At 68.7% G+C, this 23,831-nt stretch carries 27 protein-coding genes, 1 tRNA gene and 1 pseudogene; 12 read left to right on the top strand and 17 right to left on the bottom strand.

Going from position 1 to position 23,831, the window contains the following annotated elements:
• Nucleotides 1–31 precede the first annotated feature (31 nt).
• A complete protein-coding gene (locus V7Q48_RS14535; RefSeq protein ID WP_333838992.1) occupies nucleotides 32–271 on the top strand; it encodes a hypothetical protein in 240 nt (79 codons plus the stop codon).
• Nucleotides 272–277: 6 nt separating this feature from the next.
• Here the strand turns inward: V7Q48_RS14535 and V7Q48_RS14530 are convergent, their stop codons facing one another.
• Nucleotides 278–1,627, bottom strand: coding sequence for an aminotransferase class III-fold pyridoxal phosphate-dependent enzyme (locus tag V7Q48_RS14530; protein WP_333838991.1), 1,350 nt, complete (start codon nucleotides 1,625–1,627; stop codon nucleotides 278–280).
• Nucleotides 1,628–1,790: 163 nt separating this feature from the next.
• On the opposite strand from V7Q48_RS14530, the gene serS reads away from it, so the two are divergent.
• The 3 genes from serS to V7Q48_RS14515 all read left to right on the top strand — a co-directional run bounded on the left by serS (nucleotide 1,791) and on the right by V7Q48_RS14515 (nucleotide 4,377).
• A complete protein-coding gene (gene serS / locus V7Q48_RS14525; protein ID WP_333838990.1) occupies nucleotides 1,791–3,071 on the top strand; it encodes a serine--tRNA ligase in 1,281 nt (426 codons plus the stop codon).
• Nucleotides 3,072–3,085: 14 nt separating this feature from the next.
• Nucleotides 3,086–3,850 (top strand): M23 family metallopeptidase, encoded by a 765-nt coding sequence (locus tag V7Q48_RS14520; protein ID WP_333838987.1) that lies wholly within the window; start codon nucleotides 3,086–3,088, stop codon nucleotides 3,848–3,850.
• A 179-nt stretch (nucleotides 3,851–4,029) separates the two neighbouring features.
• Nucleotides 4,030–4,377: an endonuclease domain-containing protein gene (locus tag V7Q48_RS14515; RefSeq protein ID WP_333838985.1), complete on the top strand. Its 348-nt coding sequence runs from the start codon at nucleotides 4,030–4,032 to the stop codon at nucleotides 4,375–4,377.
• A gap of 129 nt (nucleotides 4,378–4,506) precedes the next feature.
• Here the strand turns inward: V7Q48_RS14515 and V7Q48_RS14510 are convergent, their stop codons facing one another.
• Complete coding sequence (locus tag V7Q48_RS14510) at nucleotides 4,507–4,917, bottom strand: DUF1761 domain-containing protein (RefSeq protein WP_333838984.1); 411 nt, start codon at nucleotides 4,915–4,917, stop codon at nucleotides 4,507–4,509.
• Between the two features lie 196 nt (nucleotides 4,918–5,113).
• On the opposite strand from V7Q48_RS14510, the gene rimO reads away from it, so the two are divergent.
• Nucleotides 5,114–6,529 (top strand): 30S ribosomal protein S12 methylthiotransferase RimO, encoded by a 1,416-nt coding sequence (rimO, locus tag V7Q48_RS14505; RefSeq protein ID WP_333838983.1) that lies wholly within the window; start codon nucleotides 5,114–5,116, stop codon nucleotides 6,527–6,529.
• A gap of 132 nt (nucleotides 6,530–6,661) precedes the next feature.
• Here rimO and V7Q48_RS14500 read toward each other — a convergent pair whose 3' ends face one another.
• The gene (locus V7Q48_RS14500; protein ID WP_333838982.1) at nucleotides 6,662–7,582 is read right to left on the bottom strand and encodes a cation diffusion facilitator family transporter; all 921 of its coding nucleotides are present in this window, start codon (nucleotides 7,580–7,582) and stop codon (nucleotides 6,662–6,664) included.
• Between the two features lie 85 nt (nucleotides 7,583–7,667).
• The gene (locus V7Q48_RS14495; RefSeq protein ID WP_333838980.1) at nucleotides 7,668–9,452 is read right to left on the bottom strand and encodes a methyl-accepting chemotaxis protein; all 1,785 of its coding nucleotides are present in this window, start codon (nucleotides 9,450–9,452) and stop codon (nucleotides 7,668–7,670) included.
• Nucleotides 9,453–9,664: 212 nt separating this feature from the next.
• Between V7Q48_RS14495 and V7Q48_RS14490 the strand changes: the two genes are divergently transcribed.
• Entirely contained in the window at nucleotides 9,665–10,216 is a 552-nt protein-coding gene (locus V7Q48_RS14490) for a VOC family protein (protein ID WP_333838978.1), read from the top strand.
• 261 nt (nucleotides 10,217–10,477) lie between these two features.
• On the opposite strand, the gene V7Q48_RS14485 is transcribed toward V7Q48_RS14490, so the two are convergent.
• The gene (locus V7Q48_RS14485; RefSeq protein WP_333838977.1) at nucleotides 10,478–11,467 is read right to left on the bottom strand and encodes a magnesium and cobalt transport protein CorA; all 990 of its coding nucleotides are present in this window, start codon (nucleotides 11,465–11,467) and stop codon (nucleotides 10,478–10,480) included.
• A 95-nt stretch (nucleotides 11,468–11,562) separates the two neighbouring features.
• Here V7Q48_RS14485 and V7Q48_RS14480 point away from each other — a divergent pair, with 95 nt between their 5' ends.
• Genes V7Q48_RS14480 through V7Q48_RS14470 form a run of 3 tightly spaced genes read left to right on the top strand, consistent with a single transcriptional unit; the run spans nucleotide 11,563 to nucleotide 14,424 of the window.
• A complete protein-coding gene (locus tag V7Q48_RS14480; RefSeq protein ID WP_333838976.1) occupies nucleotides 11,563–13,038 on the top strand; it encodes a flavin-containing monooxygenase in 1,476 nt (491 codons plus the stop codon).
• A 49-nt stretch (nucleotides 13,039–13,087) separates the two neighbouring features.
• Nucleotides 13,088–13,843, top strand: coding sequence for a competence/damage-inducible protein A (locus tag V7Q48_RS14475; protein WP_333838975.1), 756 nt, complete (start codon nucleotides 13,088–13,090; stop codon nucleotides 13,841–13,843).
• A gap of 17 nt (nucleotides 13,844–13,860) precedes the next feature.
• Nucleotides 13,861–14,424, top strand: coding sequence for a hypothetical protein (locus tag V7Q48_RS14470; protein ID WP_333838974.1), 564 nt, complete (start codon nucleotides 13,861–13,863; stop codon nucleotides 14,422–14,424).
• Here the strand turns inward: V7Q48_RS14470 and V7Q48_RS14465 are convergent.
• The 5 genes from V7Q48_RS14465 to secE all read right to left on the bottom strand — a co-directional run bounded on the left by V7Q48_RS14465 (nucleotide 14,397) and on the right by secE (nucleotide 17,706).
• Nucleotides 14,397–15,506, bottom strand: coding sequence for an FUSC family protein (locus tag V7Q48_RS14465; protein ID WP_333838973.1), 1,110 nt, complete (start codon nucleotides 15,504–15,506; stop codon nucleotides 14,397–14,399). The two genes, V7Q48_RS14470 and V7Q48_RS14465, sit on opposite strands and share 28 nt — an antisense overlap.
• A 95-nt stretch (nucleotides 15,507–15,601) precedes the next feature.
• Complete coding sequence (gene rplA / locus V7Q48_RS14460) at nucleotides 15,602–16,303, bottom strand: 50S ribosomal protein L1 (RefSeq protein ID WP_333838972.1); 702 nt, start codon at nucleotides 16,301–16,303, stop codon at nucleotides 15,602–15,604.
• 4 nt (nucleotides 16,304–16,307) lie between these two features.
• Entirely contained in the window at nucleotides 16,308–16,739 is a 432-nt protein-coding gene (gene rplK, locus V7Q48_RS14455; RefSeq protein ID WP_333838971.1) for a 50S ribosomal protein L11, read from the bottom strand.
• A 203-nt stretch (nucleotides 16,740–16,942) separates the two neighbouring features.
• Nucleotides 16,943–17,482, bottom strand: a complete 540-nt coding sequence (gene nusG, locus V7Q48_RS14450; protein ID WP_333838970.1) for a transcription termination/antitermination protein NusG — start codon at nucleotides 17,480–17,482, stop codon at nucleotides 16,943–16,945.
• A gap of 29 nt (nucleotides 17,483–17,511) precedes the next feature.
• On the bottom strand, nucleotides 17,512–17,706 hold the full coding sequence (gene secE, locus V7Q48_RS14445; protein WP_333838969.1) for a preprotein translocase subunit SecE: 195 nt from the start codon (nucleotides 17,704–17,706) through the stop codon (nucleotides 17,512–17,514).
• 295 nt (nucleotides 17,707–18,001) lie between these two features.
• Here secE and V7Q48_RS14440 point away from each other — a divergent pair, with 295 nt between their 5' ends.
• The gene (locus tag V7Q48_RS14440) at nucleotides 18,002–18,421 is read left to right on the top strand and encodes a hypothetical protein (RefSeq protein WP_333838968.1); all 420 of its coding nucleotides are present in this window, start codon (nucleotides 18,002–18,004) and stop codon (nucleotides 18,419–18,421) included.
• A gap of 110 nt (nucleotides 18,422–18,531) precedes the next feature.
• Here the strand turns inward: V7Q48_RS14440 and V7Q48_RS14435 are convergent, their stop codons facing one another.
• Nucleotides 18,532–19,185 (bottom strand): hypothetical protein, encoded by a 654-nt coding sequence (locus V7Q48_RS14435; protein ID WP_333838967.1) that lies wholly within the window; start codon nucleotides 19,183–19,185, stop codon nucleotides 18,532–18,534.
• Nucleotides 19,182–20,336, bottom strand: a complete 1,155-nt coding sequence (locus tag V7Q48_RS14430) for an AraC family transcriptional regulator (protein ID WP_333838966.1) — start codon at nucleotides 20,334–20,336, stop codon at nucleotides 19,182–19,184. Before V7Q48_RS14430 ends, V7Q48_RS14435 begins: the two co-directional genes overlap by 4 nt.
• A gap of 149 nt (nucleotides 20,337–20,485) precedes the next feature.
• On the opposite strand from V7Q48_RS14430, the gene V7Q48_RS14425 reads away from it, so the two are divergent.
• The gene (locus V7Q48_RS14425) at nucleotides 20,486–20,683 is read left to right on the top strand and encodes a hypothetical protein (protein ID WP_333838965.1); all 198 of its coding nucleotides are present in this window, start codon (nucleotides 20,486–20,488) and stop codon (nucleotides 20,681–20,683) included.
• 93 nt (nucleotides 20,684–20,776) lie between these two features.
• Here the strand turns inward: V7Q48_RS14425 and V7Q48_RS14420 are convergent.
• Nucleotides 20,777–20,852: transfer RNA gene (locus V7Q48_RS14420), tRNA-Trp, on the bottom strand.
• A gap of 50 nt (nucleotides 20,853–20,902) precedes the next feature.
• Here V7Q48_RS14420 and aat point away from each other — a divergent pair.
• On the top strand, nucleotides 20,903–21,724 hold the full coding sequence (aat, locus tag V7Q48_RS14415) for a leucyl/phenylalanyl-tRNA--protein transferase (RefSeq protein WP_333838964.1): 822 nt from the start codon (nucleotides 20,903–20,905) through the stop codon (nucleotides 21,722–21,724).
• Nucleotides 21,725–21,759: 35 nt separating this feature from the next.
• Here the strand turns inward: aat and V7Q48_RS14410 are convergent.
• The 4 genes and pseudogenes from V7Q48_RS14410 to V7Q48_RS14395 form a co-directional block, all read right to left on the bottom strand.
• Nucleotides 21,760–22,050 (bottom strand): annotated as a pseudogene (locus tag V7Q48_RS14410) (DUF2155 domain-containing protein); the annotation flags it as partial.
• 125 nt (nucleotides 22,051–22,175) lie between these two features.
• Nucleotides 22,176–22,589: an NADH:ubiquinone oxidoreductase subunit NDUFA12 gene (locus V7Q48_RS14405; protein ID WP_333838963.1), complete on the bottom strand. Its 414-nt coding sequence runs from the start codon at nucleotides 22,587–22,589 to the stop codon at nucleotides 22,176–22,178.
• A 120-nt stretch (nucleotides 22,590–22,709) separates the two neighbouring features.
• Nucleotides 22,710–23,225: a DUF192 domain-containing protein gene (locus V7Q48_RS14400; protein WP_333838962.1), complete on the bottom strand. Its 516-nt coding sequence runs from the start codon at nucleotides 23,223–23,225 to the stop codon at nucleotides 22,710–22,712.
• Nucleotides 23,209–23,712, bottom strand: coding sequence for a regulatory protein RecX (locus tag V7Q48_RS14395; RefSeq protein ID WP_333838961.1), 504 nt, complete (start codon nucleotides 23,710–23,712; stop codon nucleotides 23,209–23,211). Before V7Q48_RS14395 ends, V7Q48_RS14400 begins: the two co-directional genes overlap by 17 nt.
• Nucleotides 23,713–23,831: the final 119 nt, after the last annotated feature.

Here is a 23,831-nt window from a genome sequence, read left to right as displayed (position 1 = left end):
CAGTCATCCGCCTGCGCGGTCATCGGCCCGCGTGGCCAGCGAAAAGGACACCGTGATGCCGCCAGTCGATCCGCTCGTCGCCGCGCGCCAGGCCGCTGCGCAATACTTGCGCGGGCGCGGATACACGGCCGATGCCCAGATGGTCGAGGCCGGCGAGGCGGACGACCTGCGCGAGATGGAGATCGCCCTCGCGCTCGTGAAGATCCTCCACGTCGCTCCGACGCCGCCGACCCGGATCAAGGGCCGGCGCATCGTTGGCGAGGAATGCTGACGCCGCTCAGGCGGTGGTCTGCAGCAAATCGCGCAGGGTCTCGGCGATCTGGCCGATCTGCGCTTCCTCGATGATCAGCGGCGGCGACAGCGCTATCGTGTCGCCGGTCACGCGGATCAACAATCCGCTGTCGAAGGCGCGGTGGAACACCTCCATCGCGCGCTCCCCCACCGCCCCGTCGCGCGGGGCCAGCTCGATCGCGGCGACGAGGCCGATGTTGCGGATGTCCACCACATGCGGGCAATCGCGAAGGCCATGGATCGCCTCCTCCCACAGCCCCGCCAGTGCGGCGGTGCGCGCGAACAGCGCCTCGTCCTCGTAGAGCGCCAGCGTGGCAAGGCCTGCCGCGGCGGCAAGCGGATGACCCGAATAGGTATAGCCGTGGTAGAACTCGATCCCCGGCAGCGCATGGTCGACGATCGCATCGTGCACCGCGCGGCTGGCGACCACCGCGCCCATCGGCACCGTCGCGTTGGTCAGGCCCTTGGCCAGCGTCAGGATATCCGGCGTGACGCCGAAGACGCCCGCCGCGGTCGCCGCGTCGCCGACGCGGCCGAACCCGGTGATGACCTCGTCGAAGATCAGCAGGATGCCGTGCTTGCGGGTGATCGCGCGCAAAGCCTCGAGGTAGCCTTGCGGCGGGACGAGGACGCCGGTCGATCCGGCCACCGGCTCGACGATCACCGCAGCGATCGTTTCGGCTCCGTGCAGCGCGACGAGGTCTTCCAGCTCTTCCGCCAGACCGCCATTGCCGGGCTGCAAGCCGCGCTGGAAGCGTAACGCCTGGCCATGGGTGTGGCCGAGATGGTCGACACCCCACAGCTGCGAGACATAGCGCCGGCGATTGCCACCGATCCCGCCCACCGAGATGCCGCCGAAGTTGGTGCCGTGATAGCCGCGCTGCCGGCCGATCAGGCGGAACCGGCCATGGTCGCCGCGCGCCTGGTGATAGGCGAGCGCCATCTTGAGCGCGGTCTCGACGCTTTCCGAGCCGGAATTGGTGAAGAACACGCGATCGAGGCCCTCGGGCATCATCCCCGCCAGCTTGCTCGCCAGCTGGAACGGCAGCGGGTGTCCCAGCTGGAACGTCGGCGCGAAGTCCAGCTCGCCGGCGGCGGCACGGATCGCCTCGGTGATCGGCGCCCGCGCGTGCCCGGCGTTGACGCACCACAGGCCCGAGGTCGCATCGAGCACCCGGCGCCCGTCGGTGGTTGTGTAATGCATCCCACTGGCCGAAGCGAAAAGCCGCGGGTTCGCCTTGAAGTGCCGGTTGTTGGTGAACGGCATCCAGAAATGCGACAGGTCGAGTCCGGCGGGTGCGGCCTGGTCGGCGTCGAGCGTCTGCGTACTGGCCATCGCCTCGGGTCTCCTGTGTGTAGCGGTTCTGGGGCGGTCCGACATGGCACCGCATGACGCGCGAAGACAAGTCCCGCTCTCTCCTGCCCGGCTCTTGTGCAGCCCGCACCCCGTGCATCGTGCGTTGCATCGCGCCGGGCTTGCGGGCATAGCCCGCGGCACCATGCACGATATCCGCCTGATCCGCGAAAACCCGCAAAGCTTCGACGCCGCCCTTGCCCGCCGTGGGGCCGCGCCCGCCTCGGACACCCTGCTGTCGCTCGACAGCCGCCGCCGCGAGGTGGCGACACGGATGCAGGAGGCGCAGGCACGCCGCAACGAGGCCTCGAAGCTGATCGGCGCGGCCATGGCCAAGGGCGACAAGGACGCGGCCGAGGCGCTCAAGGCCGAAGTCGCCACGCTCAAGACCACGCTGCCCGCGCTCGAGGAAGAAGAGCGCCAGCTGAGCGCCGAGGCGCAGGCCGCCCTTGCCGCGCTGCCCAACCTGCCGCTCGACAGCGTGCCCGATGGCGCCGACGAGGCCGACAACGTCGAAGTGCTGCGCTGGGGCACGCCGCGCAGCTTCGCCTTCACCCCCCGGGAGCACGCCGACCTTGGCCCCGCGCTCGGGCTCGACTTCGAGACCGGGGCGCTGATCTCGGGCGCGCGGTTCACCTTCCTGCGCGGCCAGATGGCGCGGCTGCAGCGCGCGCTGGCGCAGTTCATGCTCGATCACCAGACCGGCGTGAACGGCCACGTCGAATGCGCCCCGCCGCTCTTGGTCAAGGACGAGGCCGTGTTCGGCACCGGCCAGCTGCCCAAGTTTTCCGAGGACCTGTTCCGCACCACCGACGGGCGCTGGCTGATCCCCACCGCCGAAGTGTCGCTGACCAATTCGGTGCGCGAGCAGATCCTGCCCGAGGCGACGCTGCCGCTGCGCCTCACCGCGCTGACGCCGTGCTTCCGCTCCGAGGCGGGTGCGGCCGGGCGCGATACGCGCGGCTATATCCGCCAGCACCAGTTCGAGAAGGTCGAGCTGGTCACGATCTGCGCGCCCGAGCAGTCCGAGGCCGAGCACGAGCGGATGACGCTGGCGGCGGAATCGGTGCTGCAGGCGCTCGAGCTGCCCTATCGCAAGGTCCTCCTTTGCGCCGGCGACATGGGCGCGACCGCGCGCATCACTTACGACCTCGAGGTCTGGCTGCCCGGCCAGGGTGCCTATCGCGAGATTTCCTCGTGCTCGAACTGCGGCGATTACCAGGCGCGCCGCATGAACGCGCGCTACCGGCCCAAGGGGGGCAAGGGCACCGAATTCGTCCACACGCTCAACGGCTCGGGCCTCGCGGTCGGCCGGACGCTGGTGGCGGTGCTGGAAAACGGACAGCAGGAAGACGGCTCGGTCGACCTGCCCTCCGTGCTGCACCCCTACATGGGCGGGCTCACCCGCCTCGTGCCGCAAGGCTGAGCGGGGCGGCGGCGATGAGGATGCGGTGGACCAGCGCCAGCGCATTCGCCCTGCTGTCGCTCGCCACGCCGGTTCGCGCCGCCCAGCCGGCCCAGCAAACCCAGCCTCCGATCGTCGCGTGGACCTATGTCGTCCGCGCAGGCGATACCTTCGCCACCATCGCGCAGCGCATGGGCGTGCCGATGGCGGCGCTGGCGGCGGAAAACCACATCCCGCTGCCCTACCTGATTACCGAGGGCCAGGTGCTGCGCCGGCCCTCGACGACGCCGATGCCGATCCCCGCGTCGTCGCCCGTGCCGCGCCCGGTTCCTCCTCGCAGCGCACCGCCATCCCGCCCGATGCCGGCCCCCAGACCCGCGCCGCGCCCCCTGCCCGCCAATCGCCCAGAAGCTGGCGCCCCGCGTCTGTCATGGCCGACCTCGGGCGCCATCGCGGTGCGCTTTGGCGAACTGGTGAACCGCCGCCCCAACAACGGCGTCGACCTCGCCGCGCTGCCCGGCACGATGGTCCACGCCGCAGCGGCGGGCCGCGTGGCCTTTGCCGGGACCGAGCCCGAACGCTTCGGCCAGCTGATCGTGATCGACCACGGCGGCGGCTGGGTCACCGCCTATGCCTATCTCGGCAAGGTCGAGGTCCGCGAGGGCCAGCAGGTCGCCGCCCGCCAGTCGATCGCACGCATCGGCCGCAGCGGCGAAGCCAGAAAGCCCACGCTGCACTTCGAACTGCGGCGCAACAACGTGCCGAGGGACCCCGCGCCTTATCTGCCGGTGCGGTTCTAGGCCGCCTTCCCCTCCGTCAGCCCTGCGGGCTGCCACCTCCCCATCACATGGGGAGGATCCAATCCTCCCTGCCGAAGGTGGGGAGGGGGACCGCCGCGAAGCGGTGGTGGAGGGGTGATCCCGCCATTTCCGCAGGAACTCAAGTTCAGGATTGGCTACGACGGACGCATCAATGCTGCATGTCCATCGCCCTCGCCCGCCGCCTACGCCGCGAGATGTCACTGCCCGAAGTGCTGCTCTGGCAGCACCTTCGACGCCAGGTCGCCGGCATCAAATTCCGGCGCCAGCATCCTTGCGGGCCTTACGTCCTCGATTTCTGGTGCGCCGCAGCCAGGGTGGTGGTCGAAATAGACGGTTTTGCCCACGATACGGGCGATCGTCCGGAACGCGATGGTGTGCGAAACCAGTGGATGAAGGAGCGCGGGATGACGGTGCTGCGCATTGCGGCGAAGGACGTTCTGCGTGATCCTGTCCGCGTGGCCGAGGGCATCGCGGCGTTCTGCCATGATCGCTTGGGTCGACGCTAAACACGACCCCTCCGTCAGCCCTGCGGGCTGCCACCTCCCCGCCGCTGCGCGGCAGGGAGGAACAGATCCTCCCCATGCAATGGGGAGGGGGACCGCCGGCGCAGCCGGTGGTGGAGGGGGCAAGCGCCCTCAGTGCAGCAGAAAGAACACCAGCCCCATTGCCAGATAACTCAGCAGCACGCAGCCCGCGTCGATCAGCGCGAGGCGCGTTGAGATGCGTTGCTGAGTATAGCTGATCCACAGGCCCGGGATGACGAAGGCCCCCGCCAGCCCCCCCGACATCATGAAGTAGAGCCAAGGCTTCACCGCCAGTGTGGCCGGGCCGACGCGGGCGAACATGTGGCCCATCATGCTGGCGCTGACGAACAGCAGCGCGGCGGTGATCAGCACCGTGCGTGCAGGCGCGATGCGCAGGCCGAGGCCGCCGGGGCCGACTTCGGCGAGCCGGGCGCGGCCGAACAGCGGGCCATACCACAGGCCCTGCACCGCCAGCGCACCAAGCACCGCCAAGACCACCGCGAACCAGTTAACCGGACCCATTGCACCTCTTTCCTGTGCCACGCCCCCGTGTCCGCCGTGCCTAGACCCCATGGCCGCCCGGTGCAAACCTGTGACTGGATTTCGACGCAATTTCCGCCACGCCCTGCCGCAAGGCCGGGCAAACCGGCCCCGACGCACCGGCCCCATGCACCAGAGGGTGACGCCGGCGCCATTTGCGCGTATGGGCGCGCGCATAATGGCCAGTCTTCCCCCCGAGTCCATCGACACCGCCCTTCCCGCCCCCGAGCCGCGCCGCGTCGGCATGGTCAGCCTCGGCTGCCCCAAGGCGCTGGTCGATTCCGAGCGCATCCTGACGCGCCTGCGCGCCGACGGTTATGCCATGAGCGCCGATTATGCCGGCGCCGACGTCGTCCTCGTCAACACCTGCGGCTTCCTCGACAGCGCCAAGGAAGAGAGCCTGGCCGCGATCGGCGAGGCGATCGCCGAGAACGGCCGCGTGATCGTGACCGGCTGCATGGGCAACGAGGCGGACGCAATCCGCGCCCGCTTCCCCGATGTGCTCGCGGTTACCGGCGCGCACCAGTACGAGGCGGTGGTCGAGGCCGTGCACGAGGCCGCGCCCCCGTCGATGGGCCCGTACTTCGACCTCATCCCCCAGGCCTTCGACGACGAGGGCGGAGTCAAGCTGACGCCGCGCCATTTCAGCTATCTGAAAATTTCAGAGGGCTGCAACCACGCCTGCTCGTTCTGCATCATCCCAGACCTGCGCGGCAAGCTGGCGAGCCGGCGGATCGACGCCGTGCTGCGCGAGGCCGAGAAGCTGGTCGCTGCGGGCACCCGCGAATTGCTGGTGATCAGCCAGGACACTTCGGCCTATGGCGTGGACGTGCGCCACGAGACGCGCCAGTGGAAGGGCCACGAGGTGCGCACGCACATGACCGACCTTGCGCGCGAGCTGGGCCAGTTGCGCACACCCGACGGCCAGGTGCCGTGGGTGCGCCTGCATTACGTCTATCCCTATCCGCACGTCGACCAGGTCATTCCGCTGATGGCGGAAGGGTTGCTGACGCCCTACCTCGACATTCCGTTCCAGCACGCCAGCCCCAAGGTGCTGCGCGCGATGCGGCGCCCGGCAAACGAGGCCAAGGTGCTCGACCGGATCAAGAGCTGGCGCGCGATCTGCCCCGACCTCGCGATCCGCTCGAGTTTCGTGGTCGGCTTCCCCGGCGAGACCGAGGAGGACTTCCAGTACCTGCTCGACTGGCTCGACGAAGCCCAGCTCGATCGCGTCGGTGCCTTCCGGTTCGAGCCGGTCGAGGGCGCCGCTGCCAACCTGCTGCCCGATGCCGTGCCCGAAGAGGTCAAGGAAGAACGCTTCGCGCGCATCATGGCCAAGACCGAGGCGATCAGCGCCGCGCGGCTCGCCGCCAAGGTCGGCCGGACGATCCGCGTCATCATCGACGAGGTGGGCGAACCCGACGAGGACGGCGACATCGGCGCCACTGGCCGCAGCCAGGCCGATGCACCCGAGATCGACGGCGCGGTCTACCTGCGCGAAGTGCCGGCAAGCCTCAAGGCCGGCGACTTCGTCGACGTGCTGGTCGAGGAAGCGGATGCGCACGACTTGTACGGGGTGATTGCGGGCGCCTGAGGGCCCCTCCACCACCCGCTGCGCGGGCGGTCCCCCTCCCCGCCTCCGGCAGGGAGCATCATAAGGTCCGCCCCATCAGCGATCGGGACGTGGCAGACCGCGCAGCGGGCTGACGGAGGGGCTGAGGCCTTCTCAGCCGTCGAGCGCTTCGACCTTGCTGTCACGCGGGCGGACGAACACGCGCGCCACGATCGGGAATTGCGCCGCGACGTCGGTTTCGATCGCGAGGACGATGCGCTCCACGTCGCGGGCGGTGATCGTGTCCTCGAAGTCGGCGCTGATGATGACGGTCACCATCGTCGGCGCGCTATGGACGGTCAGGACCTCGTGGACCTTGCACACGCCGGGGCGCCCGGCGGCAAGGCGGTGGATCGCCGCGACCAGCTTGGGGTCGGCGCTCTCGCCGATCAGCAGGCCCTTGGCCTCGTAGAGCAGGACCAGCGCCAGCCCACCGAGTACGACGCCGATGAGCACCGAGGCGAGGCCGTCCCACACCGGGTTGCCGGTCAGGAGACTGAGTGCCAGGCCCGCAGCGGCAACGACGAGGCCGGTCAGCGCGCCTGAATCCTCGAGCAGGATAACCAGCGTCGGCGCGTCCTTGGTGTCGCGTATGGCGGCCCACACCGTGCCGCGCCGGCCCTTGTTGAAATCGCCCAGCGCCGCCAGGATCGACCAGCCTTCGAGCGCGAAGGCGACACCCAGCACGATGAAGGCGATCAGCGGGCTGGTCGCCGGTTCGGGATGCAGGATATGCAGCACGCCCTCGTAGACCGAGACGCCCGCGCCCAGCGCGAAGACCAGGATCGCGACGATGAAGCTCCAGAAGTAGAGCTCGCGGCCATAGCCGAAGGGGTGCAGCGCATCGGCCGGCTTGGTCGCGCGGCGGCGACCATGGAGCAGCAGCAGCTGGTTGCTCGAATCGACCAGGCTGTGGACGCCCTCGGTGAGCATGGCCGACGATCCGGTCACCGCCGCGGCGGCGAACTTGGCGACGGCGATGCCCAGATTGGCGCCGAGCGCGATGAGAATGGTGCGTGTCGATCCCCCGGCCATCGCCGTGTCTATCCCCTGTCAGTGCGGTCCTGACCCGGCTAACGCGCGAAGGCGGGGGATGTCACCCGAAAGAATTTAGAGCACTCTAAGCCGCGAGGCGCGAGAGGCCCCCGGCGGCATCCAGCGCCGCGGCATTGCCCACCGCGAACTTGCCGACCAGCCCGCCCAGCGCATTGGCCTCGTTGGACAAGCTGCGCGAGGCGGCGGTCGCTTCCTCGACCAGCGCGGCGTTGGCCTGCGTGATGCGATCCATGTCGGACACCACCGAATCGACCTGGCGGATCGCCGCCGCCTGCTCCTCGGCCGAGCGCGCGATCGTCTCGATCATGCCCGACAGGCGCGAGGTTCGCTCGACGATCTGGCCGAGCGCGCCCTGCGTGTCGCCGATCATGCGCACGCCGTTGCCCACGTCGCGCCCACTGGTCTGGATGATCGCGGTGATTTCCTTGGCGGCGTCGGACGAGCGCTGGGCCAGGCTGCGCACTTCGCTGGCGACGACTGCAAAGCCGCGGCCGGCATCGCCTGCGCGCGCCGCCTCGACCCCGGCGTTGAGTGCGAGCAGGTTGGTCTGGAAAGCGATACCCTCGATCAGCGCGACGATCTCCTGCATGCGCTGGCTCGACTTGCTGATCTCCTCCATGGCGGCGACGGCGTGGGCCATGGTGTCGCCGCTCGACCGCGCTTCGTTGCTGGTCTCGCGCGCGGTGTCACTGGCTTCCTTGGCAGTCTGCGCGGTCTGGGCGACGGTCGTCGACAGCTGGCGCACGGCGGCGGCGGATTCCTCGAGCGCGGCGGCCTGGTTCTCCGTGCGGCTCGACAAGTCGTGGCTGGCCGATGCGATCTCTCCGGCGCCGAGCTGGACGCCTTGCGCGGCCCGGTTGACCGCGGCGAGGGCCGAGGCCAGGCTCTGCGCCGAGGCATTGTAGTCGACGCGCAACTGCTCGTAATCCTCGGGGAAAGTCTCGTCGATGCGATGGTCGAGCCGGCCGTCGCGCATGGCGGCAAGCCCCTTGCCGAGAGCCCCCACCACCTGCTGCTGCACCGCCACGCGGCGTTCCACCGCCTTGGCCGCGCGGACAGCGACCATGTCCTTGATCGCATCGAGCGCGCGCGCGACGGCGCCGATCTCGTCGGGGGCATCGCGGCCGGGCACGTCGCGATCGAGGTTGCCGCCGGCCATGTCCTCCATCGCGGCGACCAGCGTCGCCAGCGCGCGGGTCACGCGCCGGTGCAGCACCAGGCCGACACCGATCGCCAGGGCGAGCGAGGCGGCCGCCACGGCCAGCGCGATGCGATTGAGCATATGCGAATGGGCGACGGCGCGGGCCACGTCGGCCTGCGCCTGCTTCGAGTTGCGCGAGGCCAGCGTCGCGATGCGATCGCCGATGTCCTCGGCCATCGGGTTGAGCGTGCGCGTGAACGCGGCATAGGCCTCGGTGTTGTGCTGGCCGAGCGACAGGTCGCGCACCGGCCTCGCCTTGTCCTCCCACGCCTTCACGCGCTCGCGCAGGTCCTCGATCGCCGCGACGTTGACCGTATCCGAGGCCGGAACGTGGGCGCGATAGACGTCGAGCCGCTGCTTGAGTGCATCGAGCTTGTCCTGGAAGGCCTGATCCAGCCGCCGGGTCTCGGCGTCGTTGGTCGAGACGATATCGCTGGCCAGCAGCGAACGGGTATCACCGCTCAGCCCGCGCAGCTGGGTCAGCGCATCGAGCGCGGGGACCGACTGGTTGGCGACCTGGTCAAGCTCGTGCCCGAGCGATGATGCAGCAAGATAGGCCGTGCCCGCGCCGGACAGCGCGGCAACGGCCAGCAGGCCGACGCCGAGGTAGGTGATTGCCCCGATCTTCAGATTGCCGAACATCGCCATGCGCGTATCCCCATAGGCCAGAGCGCGCTGCGTTGCGCGCGGTACCCGGGGGTGATGGCGGCTTACCGATTAAGGCCGCGACCGCGCCGGCATAGGGACATTTGCGGGTTACCGAAGGCTGGAGACCTCGGGCATCAAAACGCAACGCGAGGGCAACTCCCTTTCGAAAGAGGCTCCTTCTCCGGAGGGGCCTGACGCGTTAGGGCATCGCGATGAAGATCATGTTCGTCATGCTGCTGGCATCAGCGACAGCCGCAGTGCAGGTCCAGGCAGCGCAAGCACGCCCCAGTGAGAGTGCAACAATGAACGACGCGACAAACGTGATTGCCGTGGACCACACGGGCTTCGCCGTATCGTCTTTGGACGAAGCCATCCGATTTTGGACGGAAGCGCTCGGCTTCACACTGGAGCGACAATCCGAGATGGGGGGCGACTTCCTGCATCAGGTGACAGGCGTCGATGATCCGGCTGTGAAAACCGCGATCGTCAGGGCGCCGAGCGGTTACGTGGTCGAGCTGTTGCAATATTCAAAAGGGCACCAGAACGGGGCGGTGCCCGATAGCGCGGGAGCGATCGGTGCAGCCCACCTCGCGTTGACCGTGAAGGATATCCACGCCGCGATTGCCCGCGTCGAGGCAGCAGGATGGAAGGCGAAGGGTGGCCCGCTGCCCATTGCGGGGGGGCCACGCAAGGGAACCCTGGTGGTCTATATTTCAGGCCCCGATCATATCACGATTGAACTGATGCAGCCCCCATCCCGCTGATGGGGCGTGGGGACGTTCCGCCGCTTCGGGTCATTTCACTCATCATTCCCGCGTAGGCGGCAATCCGTTTCCCGGACCAGGATCGGAAACCGGTACACAGTCCAGCTTGTTCTGGAGCCGCTGGATTCCCGCCTTCGCGGGAATGACGAGGTTGGATGCGACAAAGGCCGCTGCGCACCACTTCCGGCCCTATTCCTTGTCATTCCCGAGCAGGCGGGAATCCACTAGCCCCCGTCTTTCCAACCCGCCGAACTACACGGCCTAGAGCCAGCCGATCCGACGGAAACGCAGGTAGAGGAAGCCGCAGACCGTCGCGATCAGGCCGAGTGCGAAGTAGTAGCCGTAGCGCCAGTGCAGCTCGGGCATGAATTCGAAGTTCATGCCATAGACCCCGGCGATCGCGGTCGGTACGGCGAGCAGCCCGGCCCAGGCCGCCAGCTGGCGCGTCATTTCGCCCTGGCGGTGCTGTTCGAGCAGGCTGGCGGTCTCGACGATCGCCGCCAGCGTTTCCTTGACCGCGCGCATCCGCGCCATCGCGCGGCGGACATGGTCGAGCACGTCGCGGAACCAGATCCGCGCGGTCGGGTCGATCATCGCCAGTTCGGCCTCGGCCAGGCGCTGGCACACTTCCTCCATCGGCCCGATGATCCGCTCGAACCCGCGCAACTGGCGGCGCAGGCGGAAGATGCGGCGGATGGTCTGCTGGTCGGGGAAGGTATCGATCGCCGATTCTTCCATGCCGTGCGCCACGGATTCGAGGCGATCCATGATCGGCATGTAGCCATCGACGACGAAATCGAGCACGGCATGGAGCACGTAGTCGGCGCCCTCCGACAGGCGCTCCGGGTCCGCCTCGAGCGTGCGGCGCACGTCGTGATGCGCACGGCTCGAGCCGTAGCGGACCGAGATGATGAAGTCGGCGCCGAGGAAGAACGCGGTCTGGCCATAGGACAGCACTTCGCCGCTGCCGAGCGTGACGGTGCGCGCCACGACGAACAGGTGGCGCTGGTAGACATCGACCTTGGGCATCTGCTGCGGGTTGATCGCATCCTCCACCGCGAGCGGATGCAGGCCATATTGCCGGGTGACGAGATCGATTTCCTCGGGCGTCGGCTCGCATAGCCCGACCCAGTCGAAGCCGCCCTCGGGCACGTTGCAGGGGCTGCCGTCGAGGCTGAGCGGGCCGGGCTGCCGCACGGTCGACTGATGGCTGGGATCCTGGACGTAGCGGCGCGCGGCAATGATCGTCATGGCGCGCTACTTGGGGCGGCGCGGGCAAAAGCGCAATGCAGCTGGCCTGCGCCAATGCTGTGGCGTAGACGGGCGCGTGGCCTATAGCGGTGAGCATGACCACCGTTTCGCGCGCACCCGACATCGATGTCGCCATCATCGGCGCGGGGATCAGCGGCATCAGCATGGCCGCGCACATCGCGCGCGATTGCCCCGGGCGCAGCTTCACCCTGATCGAGCGGCGCGCCAACCTGGGCGGGACATGGGACCTGTTTCGCTATCCCGGCGTGCGCTCGGACAGCGACATGCATACACTGGGCTTCGGCTTTGCGCCCTGGACCGACCCGGAAGCGATCGCCGATGGCGATGCGATCCTGCGCTATCTGGGCCGCGTGGTCGACGAGCATGACCTGCGGCGCCACATCCGCTTTGGCCAGCGCGTGACCCATGCCGACTGGGACAGCCCCAACTGGGACAGGGAGGCCGCCTGCTGGACCTGCACCACGATCGATGAGGCGGGGCGCGAAGATCGCATCCGCGCGCGCTGGCTGGTGCTGGCCGCGGGGTACTACGACCAGGACGAGGCGCATGACCCGGCCCTTCCCGGCGAGGCGGCCTTTGCCGGGCAGATGGTGCATCCGCAATTCTGGCCGCGCGATCTTGCCTGGCAGGGCAAGCGCGTGGTGGTGATCGGCTCGGGCGCGACCGCAGCGACGCTGGTGCCTGCTCTTGCCAACGAGGCGGCAGGCGTCGTCATGCTGCAGCGGACCCCCACCTGGTACATCGCCAGCCCGCGGCGCGATTCCATCGGCGCTGCCCTCCACCGCCTGCTCCCGGCGCGCTGGGCCTCAGCGCTGATCCGCACGCGCAACATCCGCCTCAACGGCTGGTTCTACAACCGCGCCCGCCGCGCGCCCGACAAGGTCGGGGCCTGGCTCAAGCGGCAGGCCGCGCGCGCGCTTGGCCCGGCCTGGGACGAGGCCGCTTTCAGCCCGCCCTATGGCCCGTGGCAGCAGCGCCTGTGCCTGGTGCCCGATGGCGACCTGTTTGCCGCGATCCGCGCCGGCAAGGCCCGCGTCGTCACCGGCACGATCGCCGGGATCGAGCCCGACGGCATTCGCCTTGACAGCGGGGAGCGGCTTGGTGCCGACGTGATCGTCAAGGCGACCGGGCTCAAGCTCGCGATCGCCGGCAAGATCGCGCTTGGCGTCGATGGCAGGCCGGTGCACTTTCCCGACCACGTGCCCTACAAGGGCGCGATGCTGTCCAACCTGCCGAATCTGACGCTGGTGTTCGGCTATCTCAACGCCTCGTGGACGCTGCGCGCCGACCTCGTCGCCGTCTTCACCACGCGCGTTCTCAACCACATGGCCGCGACCGGCACCCGGGTGGCGACGCCGGTGCTGCCGCAAGACCACGGGCTGGAGCCGGACCCGGAACTGGCGTTCTCGTCGGGTTATCTGGCGCGCGGCTGGGCGATCATGCCGCGTAACACCACCGACCAGCGCTGGCGGCTCAACCACGACTATCTGGCCGACCGTACCTTTCTTGCCCGCGATCCGATCGACGACGGGCACCTGCGCTTCACATGACGATAGGCGCGCTTGCGCCCGCCCCGCTTTGCGCTAACCATCGCAGCCGATGACCGATCGCATCTTCACCGCCGCCCTCCTCGTGATCGGGGACGAGATCCTGTCCGGCCGGACGCACGACAAAAACATCGCGCAAGTGGCGACCTGGCTTAACGTCCAGGGCATCCGCCTGGCCGAAGTGCGCATCGTCGCCGATGACGAGGCCGCGATCGTCGAGGCGGTGAACACCCTGCGCGCGCGCAACGACTACCTGTTCACCACCGGCGGCATCGGCCCCACGCACGACGACATCACCGTGGATTCGGTCGCCGCAGCAATCGGCGTGCCGGTCGAGGTCCACCCCCAGGCCCGCGCGATCCTCGAGGCCTATTATGCCCCGCGCGGCGGGGTGAACGAGGCGCGCCTGCGCATGGCGCGCGTGCCCGCCGGGGCCAGCCTGATCGAGAACGCTCTGTCGGGCGCGCCGGGCATCAAGGTCGCCAACATCTTCATCCTGGCGGGCGTGCCGCATATCGCGGGCGAAATGCTCGCCGCGCTGACCGGGACGCTCGAGGGCGGGCTGCCGATGCTGTCGGCGACCGTGGGATGCTGGGTTGCCGAGAGCGAGGTGGCCGACCTGCTGCGCGAGACCGAACGCAGCCATGCCGGGTGCCAGATCGGCTCCTACCCCTTCTTCCGCGAGGGCCGCGTCGGGGCCAACTTCGTCATCCGCTCGACCGATGCCGGCGTGCTGGAGACATGCCGGACAGACCTGATCGCGGGGCTTCGCGGCATCGGTCTCGATCCTGCCGAGGGCGGGATCTGACCCGCAACCGCCTCCGCATGGGGATCGGCCTCGCCGCCGCATGGGGCCTGCAAGGCTGTGCGGGGATGGCCGACCGCCATGCCCTGCCCCGGCTGGAGGCGACCCTGGCCGCACAGCCCAGCGCGACGGCGGCGCTACAGGGCTGGTGCGCGGAGCGCCGGCTGGCCGATCCGCCGGTGATCCGGGCGGAAGCTGACCGCACGCCGCTTGCTGCCCCGCATGCGGTGCGCACGGCCCTGGGCATCGCCGCCGACACGCCACTCGGCCATCGCCGGGTGAGGCTGGTGTGCGGCGGCGTGGTGCTGTCGGTGGCGCACAACTGGTTCGTGCCCGAACGGCTGACGCGGGCGATGACCGACACGCTCGATCAAACCGACACCCCCTTCGGCACGGTCGTCGCGCCGCTGCAGTTCACGCGCCAGCGGCTCGAGCAGCGACGTGGGCGCCTCGCGTTGTGTCCGCCAGGGACCGTGCTGTCGCACCGCGCCGTGCTCCGCCGGCCCGATGGCGCGGCGATCAGCGTGGTGGTCGAATGCTATACCCGCGCGGCGCTTCAGACGCCGCCGGCCTCGCTGCGCTGATCGGGCATGACCACGCTGCGCGCCCGTGAGAGCGCGGCGGAAGCAAGCAGCACCGGTTCCAGCACCGCCATGCCGACAAGCACGCCAAGCAGGCGATCGTAACCGGGCGCGATGTGCGCCGCGTCCCAGCTGTCGGGCACCAGCACGACGAGCATGGCCAGCGTGAACTGCGTGCCGACATAGCCGCGTCCATGATCGCCGTTCTCGAGGTGCCGGCCCAGCGCCACCCCCGCAGCGGTGCCGACCAGCATGACCACTGCGCGCGCCTCGCCATGCAGCAGCCCGGCCAGCGCCAGCACCAGCGCCGCCAGCAGCCCCCCCGCCGCGCAGCCGAGCAAGCGTTGCCACAGCCGGCGGCTGACATGCCGCAACCCGTTCGCGCCATCGACCGCCGTCACGGGAATCAGCATGACCGCCATGATCGTGATCGCGCCCGAGACCAGCGCAGGAAGGTCGGTGATCGTCGCCAGCGCCAGCAGCAGCGCCAGGGCCACCCCACCCCGCCCGCCATGCCACAGCGCGTCGGGCCGCCAGCCCACGCCCACGGGCTTGGGCGCGCGGATCGCGGGCCAGCGGCGGCGCAGCGTGAAGGACGAGGCAAGGCTGACCGCCATGCAGGCCGCCGTCCCCGCCAGCGTCTCGATCATCCGCATATGCGCGAAGGCCCGCGGGTCGGCGGTGGGCATGGCGATGCGATCGAACAGCATCATCGCGAAAGTCAGGCCCATGAACAGCCAGGCATAGGCATGGCGCGCGGTGATCGCGCCATAAAGGCTGATCGTGCCGGCCAGTGCGATGGCGATCATCAGTACGGCCGGCTGGTGACCTGCGGTCTCCAGCACGGCAAGACCGAGCAGGACGCCGACCGCAGTGCCGATGATGCGCAGGATCGCGCGGCGCAGCGTTTCGAGAGGATCGCCGCGCATGACCATGTAGCCGGTAAACGCGGCCCACGAGACATGGGTTGCACCGATGACATGCGCCACCAGGATCGCCAGCAGCACCGAGGCGACGCATTCGGCCTCGTCGACGAGGCGCGGGGCGAGCGTGGCTGGCGAGGTGTCCGGCGCAGATTTCGTCATCGGCATGGTGCTAGGGAACGCCCTGCCAAAAGAAAAGGGGCCGGAAAGGCGAACCCTTCCGACCCCGTTTTTGCGGTGCGGGCTTGCGCCGGCGATCAGCCGCCGTGGACTTCGGCCACGTCGACCTTGATGCCGGGGCCCATCGACGACGACAGGCCGACCTTGCGCAGGTACTTGCCCTTGGCGCCCGACGGCTTGGCCTTGACGATCGCATCGACGAAGGCGTCGAAGTTGGCGCGCAGCGCTTCGTTCGAGAACGAGAGCTTGCCGATGCCGCCGTGGATGATGCCGGCCTTTTCGACGCGGAACTCGATCTGGCCGCTCTTGGCAGCCTTCACGGCGTCAGCGACGTTCGGGGTCACGGTGCCGAGCTTCGGGTTCGGCATCAGGCCCTTGGGGCCCAGCACCTTGCCGAGGCGGCCGACGATGCCCATCATGTCGGGCGTCGCGATCACGCGGCCATAATCGAGGTTGCCGTTCTGCATGTCCTCGAGCAGGTCTTCCGCACCGACCTTGTCGGCGCCGGCGGCGAGAGCGGCTTCAGCCTTGTCACCGCGCGCGAACACGGCGACCTTGACGTCCTTGCCGGTGCCCGAGGGCAGCGTGACCATGCCACGGACCATCTGGTCGGCGTGACGCGGGTCGACGCCCAGGTTCAGCGAGATCTCGAGGGTCTCGTCGAACTTGGCGCTCTTGAGGTCCTTCAGCGTCTGGATCGCGGCGTCGATGCCGTGCAGCTGCTGATTGTCGCCCAGCTTCTCAACCAGGGCCTTCTGCTTCTTGGTCTGCTTTGCCATGGTCTCAGCCCTCCACAACCTGCAGGCCCATCGAACGGGCCGAGCCCTCGATGATCTTGGCGGCCTGTTCGATGCTGTTCGCGTTCAGGTCCTTCATCTTGGACTGAGCGATTTCTTCCAGCTGCGCGCGGGTGATGGTGCCGGCCGAAGCCTTGCCCGGGGTCTTCGAGCCCGACTTGATGCCCACGGCCTTCTTGATGAAGTAGGTGGCGGGCGGAGTCTTGGTCACGAAGGTGAACGAGCGGTCCGCATAGACCGTAATCACGGTCGGCAGCGGGGTGCCCTTTTCCACTTCCTGGGTGGCGGCGTTGAATTCCTTACAGAAACCCATGATGTTGACACCGCGCTGACCCAGCGCGGGGCCGATCGGCGGCGAAGGCTTGGCTTCGCCGGCATTGATCTGCAGCTTGATGTAGCCTTCGATCTTCTTGGCCATGATGGCCTCCTTTGTCGTCCTGTTGGGGCACGAGGCCCCGCAGATTTAGCGGTGATAGCGGCGCGCTGTTGGACGGTGCGCCTACCGCAGCGGAATCGGCAGGCCTTCGAAAAAGCCTGCCGGAAGCGGGCGCCCCTAGCAGGATGCGCCCGAATTGCAATGGGTCATGCGGCGCGGCACGTCGGCCGCGCTCCTGACCGGGATCAGTTCTTGACCAGCTCGACCTCGTCGAAGCCCAGCTCGACCGGGGTGGCGCGGCCGAAGATCGAGACCGACACCTTGACGCGGTGCTTGTCGAAATCGAGCTCCTCGACGACGCCGTTGAACGTCGCGAAGGGCCCGGCGTTGACCTTGACCGAATCGCCGATCTCGTAATCGACGGCGACCTGGCGGGCGGGCTGTGCCGCGGCCTGCTCGCGCGCGCCGAAGTACCGGGCGGCCTCACGCTCGGAAATCGGCTGCGGCTTGCCGTTGTGGCCAAGGAAGCCGGTGACCTTGGGCGTGTTCTTGACGAGGTGGTAGATGTCGTCGTTCATCGCCAGCTTGGCCAGCACGTAGCCGGGCATGAACTTGCGCTCGACCGCCACCTTCTTGCCGCGCTTGACCTCGGTCACGGTCTCGGTCGGCACTTCGACCGCCTCGACCAGCTGCGACAGGCCGATGCGCTCGGCTTCGGCGATGATCGATTCGCGAACCTTGTTCTCGAAACCGGAATAGGCGTGGATGATGTACCAGCGGGCCATTGTTGCGTCTCTTTACCGGTGTTGAAAGGTCAGGCCAGCTTCAGCAGCCACTGGACGATCATGCCGAACACGGTGTCGATCCCGAGGAAGAACACCGACAGGATCAGCATCATCAAACCCACGAAGATCGCGGTCGTAGTGGTTTCCTGGCGCGTCGGCCACACGACCTTGCGCGCTTCCGCCTTCACCTGATTGAAGAATTCGCCGGGGCTGGTCTTGGCCATCGCCGTGGTGCCTTCGTTGCCTGAATGAATCTCGCGCCTTCCGCCTAGGGGCCATCGCCGCCCCGGACAGGTCCGGGAGGGGCAGGTCAGGTCTCCGATGTCGGAAAGTCCGGCCTATCTAGGGCGATCGGCGCCGCTTGGCAAGGGTCGAGGCAAACCGGCGCGCTCGGCACACTGGCGCACGGTGCGGGCGTTACGGCGCAGCCGGGGGGATACAACCCGGCGCCGCGCGGTTCCTTTCTCCATGACATGCGCCGCCACGGCGCGTAACCCCAGCAAAAGGAGTGCACCGACCATGCGCGCCATCATCGCCACCGCCGCCCTCGTGATCGGCACCGGAACCAGCTTTGCCGCCCTGGCCCAGACCGCCACAGCCACGCATCGAGGCGGGACTGCCGCCACCGTCTCGGCCAGCCCGTCGGGCGTGAACGCCAATACGGCAACGACCATGCGTCACGACAACCGCATCGAAACCACGCGCACCGCGCCGATGCCGGGCACCCCCTCGACCGATCCGCTGCGCGCACGCAATGCCATCGATGCCGATGGCTATGCGGGGGCACGGATCACTGGCAACAGCGTCAGCGCCCAGGGTGGCGCGACGGGCAGCGCCGCCAGCGCACTCAATTCCACGGGGCGCAGCACGATCGACCCGATGGCCCCCTCTATGGCCGGCGCCATGGCCGGCGCAGGCGGACGGCTTCCCGGGCTCTGAGCCCCGCCCCGGTTCGCTCCGCGCCCCCTTTTCCCCCGCCGTACGCGCGACGAGGCCGCCGCCCCTCCCCGGGACGGCGGCCTTTGCGTGTGGGGTGATGTCGCAGCCGGTCAGCCGATGCGCTTGAGCACGGTGCGGTTGCGCGGCAGCCAGCCGGTCTTGCCGTCGCCCTCGGGATCGACGTCCTTGGTGGTCGTCAGGTTGTCGCCGTCGCGCACCGTCGTCTCGCGCACTTGTGCCATGCCGTCACCGTCCTGGCGGCGCTCCTGCGTTACGAGCGTCCAGTGGGCGGCATCGGCGCCGGGCACGAAGCTGGTCACCCGCGCTTCGCCGGCATCGACGGCGCGGCCCTTGCGCAACATGGCATAGCCGGCCGTGCCGCGCGCCGGATCGACGATCGTGGCGGTGGTGATGGTCACCATGCCGGCCTTCGGGCCATCGTCGAACTGCGCGGTGCGAAGCGTGGTCACGCCGTCGGGCTGTGCCACGACCGCAACGGTCATCGGCAGGCCTTCCCAGCGATCGCTCTGGTAATCGCGGTACTGCAGTTCGCCGCGCCATTCGCCGGCCGTGGCGGCGAGCGCGGTGGCCGGGGTCATGTCTGCGGCACTGGCCAGGCCGGGAACAGCGAGCGTCAGAAGCGAGGCGATGAGGGCAATGGGGGCGGCAGTGATCTTGGGCATGTCGAACTCCTTCAGCTTGGTGTCGATGCCCCGGTGATGGCGGCTACCTGGCCCCAAGGTCGCCTCACTTTCCCCGATCATGCGCCTTTTTCATGTTCTGAGACGTGCTTTCGCCAGGCAGAGGGGGTCATGCCTGCGGTCGCCGCGAAGGCGCGATTGAAGCTGGCCTTCGACGAGAAGCCCGCGTCGAGCGCCAGCGTCAGCACGTCGCGCCGGTCCCCCGCGGCGATCGCCTGCATCACCGCCCGGCTGCGCAGGCCGTTTATGAAGGTAGCGAAGTTGACCCCGAGCCCCTCGTTCAGCGCGCGCGACAGATAGGCCGTGTTGGTGCCCAGCAGGCGCGCCAGCCCGGCAAGGTCGATGTCGGGATCGAGCGCCCAGCCCTGCGTCTCGATTCGCGCGGCCCAGTCCGCCCCCGTCTCCTGCCAGTCGCGCGCCGCCTTCGCAGGTTCCGAGGCGGCTTCCGATTCGCCGGCCGATCCGTCGGCTTCAGGCGCAGTCGGTGTCACGAAGGGCCAGGTCGGGAACGGATCGCCCGAATGGCGCCACCCCTCGATTCCCAGGAACAGCGCGACCGCCGCGATGGCGAGATAGAGCCACTGCAGCCCTAGATAGCCCAGTGGCCAGGCCCAGTCCCACAGCAGCACCAGGCCCCAGACCATCCACAGCACCGCAAAGGCGATCAGCGCCGCGGTCAGCCACCGGGCGGCGAACCGCGCCTCGTCCCCGGTCACGTCGGCAAGCGCCGCGCGATAGCGCCGCAGCGCACGGGCGGAATGGGCAACGTGGAGTGCGAAGGTGGCGATCAGCGCGAGCGTGAACAGCGGGTCGATCGCGGAAAAGACGATGCCTGCCCAGCGCCCTTTGAGCGGCTGCGGCAGGGCGAAGCTGATCGCCTGGAACGCGAACTGGACGAGCGCCGGCGCCAGCATCAGCCGCCAGCGCGGCGGCAACCGCCCGCCCAGCAGCGCGTCGACGTAGAACCGCAGGAGGACCGGCACCGCCAGCGGTACGGCGACCGGCAGGAAGGTCAACCAGGGCCAACGATCGTAGGCGCCCATGAACCCGATCAGCCAGGGCACCAGCACGCCGGCCAGCACGAGAATCAGGATCGCCAGCAGCCGATTGGCCAGCCGGTTGCGCAGCGTCCGCGCCAAGGCGATGGCAAGCGGCACGAGAATGCCGACGACGACCAGCAACGTGGCGCTGCGCCACCCGAACACAAGCTCCATGCGCGATGGGCTAGCATGCGTGCGCCCTGCGCAAAAGCGCGGCGCGCGTGCGCTTGGTCATGCCGAACCCCAAGTCATTGCATAGGCCGGGAAAGACGCGATATGCCATCCGCCGGCGCCACCACGGTGCGAACCGGAGTGCCCCTGCCATGCTGAAGCCCGCGATCTGGTCCTCGTTCATGACGAGCCTCGTCATGCTCGTGGCCGCCCTCGCCCTCGCCGCCCTTGCGCGCCCGCAGGCGGACCCGCTGATCGCGATCCTCGGCCGTGCCAGCGCAGTGCTGTTCGTGGTGGGTCTGGGCTTCTTGCTCTGGGCGTTCATCCGCTCGCGCACACGCAATGGCTGAGCGGGCGGATGTGGGATTTGGCTGACCGGTGTGTTCGCTGGTTGTCGAACCAGGCTTGGAGCCACCGGTATGTCCTAGCGTCTTGCTAGGAGGTGGCAGGAGTGGAGGGACTCGAACCCCCGGCCCTCGGTTTTGGAGACCGATGCTCTACCAACTGAGCTACACTCCTGTGCCGGAGACGCGCCTCTAGTGGGTTGACGCGGACAGTGCAACCGGCGGATGAAGATTTTCACCGTGATGTTGCAAACGACCGCCCCCCTCATCCCGCCCGACCTCCTGTTGCGGGCCTATCGCGCGGGAATCTTTCCGATGTCGGACAGCCGCGACGACCCGGAAATCTACTGGGTGGAGCCGCGATTGCGGGCGATCCTGCCCCTCGACGGCTTTCATTGTTCGCGCTCGCTGGCACGGACGCTGCGGCGCGGGCGCTTTGCCGTGACGTGCAACACGGCGTTCGATGCGGTCATCGATTCCTGCGCGGCGCCGCGTGCCGGCGCGGACGACAGCTGGATCTCGCAGCGCATCCGCGACAGCTATCGTGCGCTGCATGCGCTCGGCCACGCCCACTCGATCGAGACCTGGGCGCGCGACGAATCGGGCGAGCGCCAGCTTGTCGGCGGATTGTACGGCGTGGGATTCGGGCGCGTGTTCTGCGGCGAGAGCATGTTCAGCCGACAGAGCGATGCCTCGAAGGTGGCGCTGGCCTGGCTGGTCGCGGCGATGCGCCGGGGCAATGCCGCGCTGCTCGACTGCCAGTTTTCCACAAGCCACCTCGCCTCACTGGGCGCGGTGGAGATTCCGCAGGTCGAATATCTTGCGCTGCTGGAAGAAGCCCTGCGCTATCCGGTGGTGTCGGCGCCGCCGTCTTCCTCGACCGGCGCTTCGTCGGCCGGGGCGTCGGCATCGTCGGCCGCGGCAGGCGCCGTAACCGTGCTCGACCTGCCCGCAGGCTTCGCCGCGCTCTTGGCCGATGCGGCCGATGCCGGCGATTCTTCCTCGCCAGGGAACTTCATCGCGCAGTCCTTGACCCAGACGTCATAGACCGGGTGCTCGACCACGTTGAGCGAGGGCGAGTTCTTGAACAGCCAGCCCGAGAAGACCTTGTGCCAAGTCAGCTTCTGCGCGGTGGTCGCGCGTTCCTCGACGAAAAGCTGGACGAAGGCGCCGGTTTCCGCAGGGTCTTCCCACGGCGCAGTGCGCTCGCAGGTGCCGAGGCGGATGATCGCGTTGCCGATCTGCTTCGCCTCGCCCGAGCGCAGGACGATGTCCTGGGTGATGTTGTTGCGCTTGTTGAGGAAACCCAGCGTCGCCACGCGGTCCTTGACCGGCGTGCCATAATCCGCCGCGCCCGAGGCGCCGCTGGCCATGGCGATCGGCGCGGCAGCAGCCGTCGCCTCGCTCGGCGGTGCGGTTTCAGCGGGATCGCGGTTGCAGCCGGCCAGCAGGAGCGGGCCAGCCAGCAAGGCAGCAGCCGGCAGAAACCGGCTTCGCATCAGCCTTCGGGCGACCAGGCTTCGTAGTCGCCGGTGGCGGGGGCGCGGTGGCCGCCCCGCTCGAGCGCGCCCTGCGGGCGATAGGCCTGCGCAGTGCCGGTGGCGTTGGGGGTGTATTCCACCTCCCAGATGCGCGGCGGCGGAAGGTTGCTTTCGGGCACGCCGTCGAGCGTGCCGTGCAGCCAGCCGTGCCACTCGGCCGGAACGCGGCTGGCATCGTTGGCGCCGTTGTAGATCACCCAGCGGCGCTCGCGCCCCTGGAACGGGTGGCCCTTGGGATAGGGCTTCTTCGCACGGTAATAGACGTTGCCCTGGGCATCGTGGCCGACGCGTTCGCCATTGCGCGCGCTGTCGAGCGAGGTGCCGAAGGTGGCGCCGTTCCACCAGGTAAAGATCGTGCCGAGGATGCTCATGAAACCTGTGTTCCCGTTGAAGCCCGCCGCTTAGCCCCGATGGGCGCGAGGGGCAAGAGTGCTGGCCCGAACGACAGACTTACGCCGCCTGACTTGTGGTGCCCGCCCTGTGCGATGCGCTTACCACACAACCTTGTCGCCGGCCTTGAGACCGATCTGCGCGGCGCGCCCGCCGTTCAGTTCGAGCACGCCGGCCGCGCGGCCGATCGAGGGCAGCGGCGTCAGATCGTAAGGCACGGCATTGGCGGCCACGTTGAGCACGCGGTGGTCGGGGCCGATGAAAACGATGTCGAGCGGGATCACTGTATTCTTCATCCAGAACGCGGCGCCGCGCGGCGGGTTCATCGGGAAGATCATGCCCTCGTCGGCGCCCATCGCGGTGCGGAACATCAGGCCCTTGGCCTGCTCCTCTTCGGTGACGGCGACTTCGACGCGGAACACGTGACGCCCCTTGGCGGTGGTGACCGTCAGCGGCACGACCTTGAGCCCCGAAGCCGGGTGGACCGCCGCGGCACGGGCGGCGTGGTGCGCCGGCTTGGCAACTCCGGGGGTGGCAGCGGCCATGCTGCCCGCGATGGCCAGCGCCATCATGGCGGCGAGGCTGCGAGGGGCGACCATCTTATTCATCAGCTTCATAAACCCATTCTTCCGCTTCGGCGACGGAGCCTGCATTGACCAGCACACGCGCCGTGGCAAGGGGGTGCCCGGCCCGCAGGAACACGCCGATCTGCTTTTCGCGCGCGGCGGGATCGAGCGCGGCGCCTTCCTCGCGCAGGCCGAACGGCCCGAGGCGGCGCTTGCGGGCCAGGGCCAGCGCCGCGCTGCGTGCCTCGGCTTGCGTGCCCACAGCCTCGGCGCTTAGGTCGGCGGCAATGCCCGCCTGGCCTAGATCCTGCGTGATGCGGCGCGCGCCCATGCCGCGCCGGCGCAGGCTCGCGCCGCGCATCCGGGCATAGCCCTCGTCGCTGACATAGCCCGCCCCGGCCATGCGCGCGACGATGCCGTCCACGTCGGGCGGGGCCGGCGCATCGGGATCCCAGCCGCGCTCGCGCAGCTTGCGCTTGAGATAGGTGCCGAGCTTACCGGTGCTGGTGGCGAAGCGCGCGACGTAGGCCAACGCCATTTCGTCGAGTCGGGCGGCATCGAGAGGGCGGGGTGCGCTGCGCGCGCGACGGTCTGATACAGGCGGCCGGTTCACGCCTTATTCGTGCCACACTCCGGATTAAATGAGAACCTCGCGCT

This window comes from Novosphingobium sp. (assembly GCF_036803765.1).
Lineage (GTDB): Bacteria > Pseudomonadota > Alphaproteobacteria > Sphingomonadales > Sphingomonadaceae > Novosphingobium.
Note: the sequence above shows the minus strand (reverse complement) of the source record. Positions and strands in the feature narration are given on the sequence as shown.

Bases quoted from the DNA above. Each gene is read 5' to 3' on its own strand.
- V7Q48_RS14470 (WP_333838974.1), top strand. From the start codon at position 13,861: ATGGGGATCGGCCTCGCCGCCGCATGGGGCCTGCAAGGCTGTGCGGGG.
- V7Q48_RS14495 (WP_333838980.1), bottom strand. From the start codon at position 9,452: ATGGCGATGTTCGGCAATCTGAAGATCGGGGCAATCACCTACCTCGGC.
- serS (WP_333838990.1), top strand. From the start codon at position 1,791: ATGCACGATATCCGCCTGATCCGCGAAAACCCGCAAAGCTTCGACGCC.
- V7Q48_RS14480 (WP_333838976.1), top strand. From the start codon at position 11,563: ATGACCACCGTTTCGCGCGCACCCGACATCGATGTCGCCATCATCGGC.
- V7Q48_RS14425 (WP_333838965.1), top strand. From the start codon at position 20,486: ATGCTGAAGCCCGCGATCTGGTCCTCGTTCATGACGAGCCTCGTCATG.
- V7Q48_RS14405 (WP_333838963.1), bottom strand. From the start codon at position 22,589: ATGAGCATCCTCGGCACGATCTTTACCTGGTGGAACGGCGCCACCTTC.
- aat (WP_333838964.1), top strand. From the start codon at position 20,903: ATGAAGATTTTCACCGTGATGTTGCAAACGACCGCCCCCCTCATCCCG.
- V7Q48_RS14475 (WP_333838975.1), top strand. From the start codon at position 13,088: ATGACCGATCGCATCTTCACCGCCGCCCTCCTCGTGATCGGGGACGAG.
- nusG (WP_333838970.1), bottom strand. From the start codon at position 17,482: ATGGCCCGCTGGTACATCATCCACGCCTATTCCGGTTTCGAGAACAAG.
- rimO (WP_333838983.1), top strand. From the start codon at position 5,114: ATGGCCAGTCTTCCCCCCGAGTCCATCGACACCGCCCTTCCCGCCCCC.
- V7Q48_RS14485 (WP_333838977.1), bottom strand. From the start codon at position 11,467: ATGACGATCATTGCCGCGCGCCGCTACGTCCAGGATCCCAGCCATCAG.
- secE (WP_333838969.1), bottom strand. From the start codon at position 17,706: ATGGCCAAGACCAGCCCCGGCGAATTCTTCAATCAGGTGAAGGCGGAA.
- V7Q48_RS14500 (WP_333838982.1), bottom strand. From the start codon at position 7,582: ATGGCCGGGGGATCGACACGCACCATTCTCATCGCGCTCGGCGCCAAT.
- V7Q48_RS14490 (WP_333838978.1), top strand. From the start codon at position 9,665: ATGAAGATCATGTTCGTCATGCTGCTGGCATCAGCGACAGCCGCAGTG.
- rplK (WP_333838971.1), bottom strand. From the start codon at position 16,739: ATGGCCAAGAAGATCGAAGGCTACATCAAGCTGCAGATCAATGCCGGC.
- V7Q48_RS14435 (WP_333838967.1), bottom strand. From the start codon at position 19,185: ATGATCGGGGAAAGTGAGGCGACCTTGGGGCCAGGTAGCCGCCATCAC.
- V7Q48_RS14430 (WP_333838966.1), bottom strand. From the start codon at position 20,336: ATGGAGCTTGTGTTCGGGTGGCGCAGCGCCACGTTGCTGGTCGTCGTC.
- V7Q48_RS14515 (WP_333838985.1), top strand. From the start codon at position 4,030: ATGTCCATCGCCCTCGCCCGCCGCCTACGCCGCGAGATGTCACTGCCC.
- V7Q48_RS14520 (WP_333838987.1), top strand. From the start codon at position 3,086: ATGAGGATGCGGTGGACCAGCGCCAGCGCATTCGCCCTGCTGTCGCTC.
- V7Q48_RS14510 (WP_333838984.1), bottom strand. From the start codon at position 4,917: ATGGGTCCGGTTAACTGGTTCGCGGTGGTCTTGGCGGTGCTTGGTGCG.
- V7Q48_RS14395 (WP_333838961.1), bottom strand. From the start codon at position 23,712: ATGGCGTTGGCCTACGTCGCGCGCTTCGCCACCAGCACCGGTAAGCTC.
- V7Q48_RS14465 (WP_333838973.1), bottom strand. From the start codon at position 15,506: ATGACGAAATCTGCGCCGGACACCTCGCCAGCCACGCTCGCCCCGCGC.
- V7Q48_RS14530 (WP_333838991.1), bottom strand. From the start codon at position 1,627: ATGGCCAGTACGCAGACGCTCGACGCCGACCAGGCCGCACCCGCCGGA.
- rplA (WP_333838972.1), bottom strand. From the start codon at position 16,303: ATGGCAAAGCAGACCAAGAAGCAGAAGGCCCTGGTTGAGAAGCTGGGC.
- V7Q48_RS14400 (WP_333838962.1), bottom strand. From the start codon at position 23,225: ATGAAGCTGATGAATAAGATGGTCGCCCCTCGCAGCCTCGCCGCCATG.
- V7Q48_RS14440 (WP_333838968.1), top strand. From the start codon at position 18,002: ATGCGCGCCATCATCGCCACCGCCGCCCTCGTGATCGGCACCGGAACC.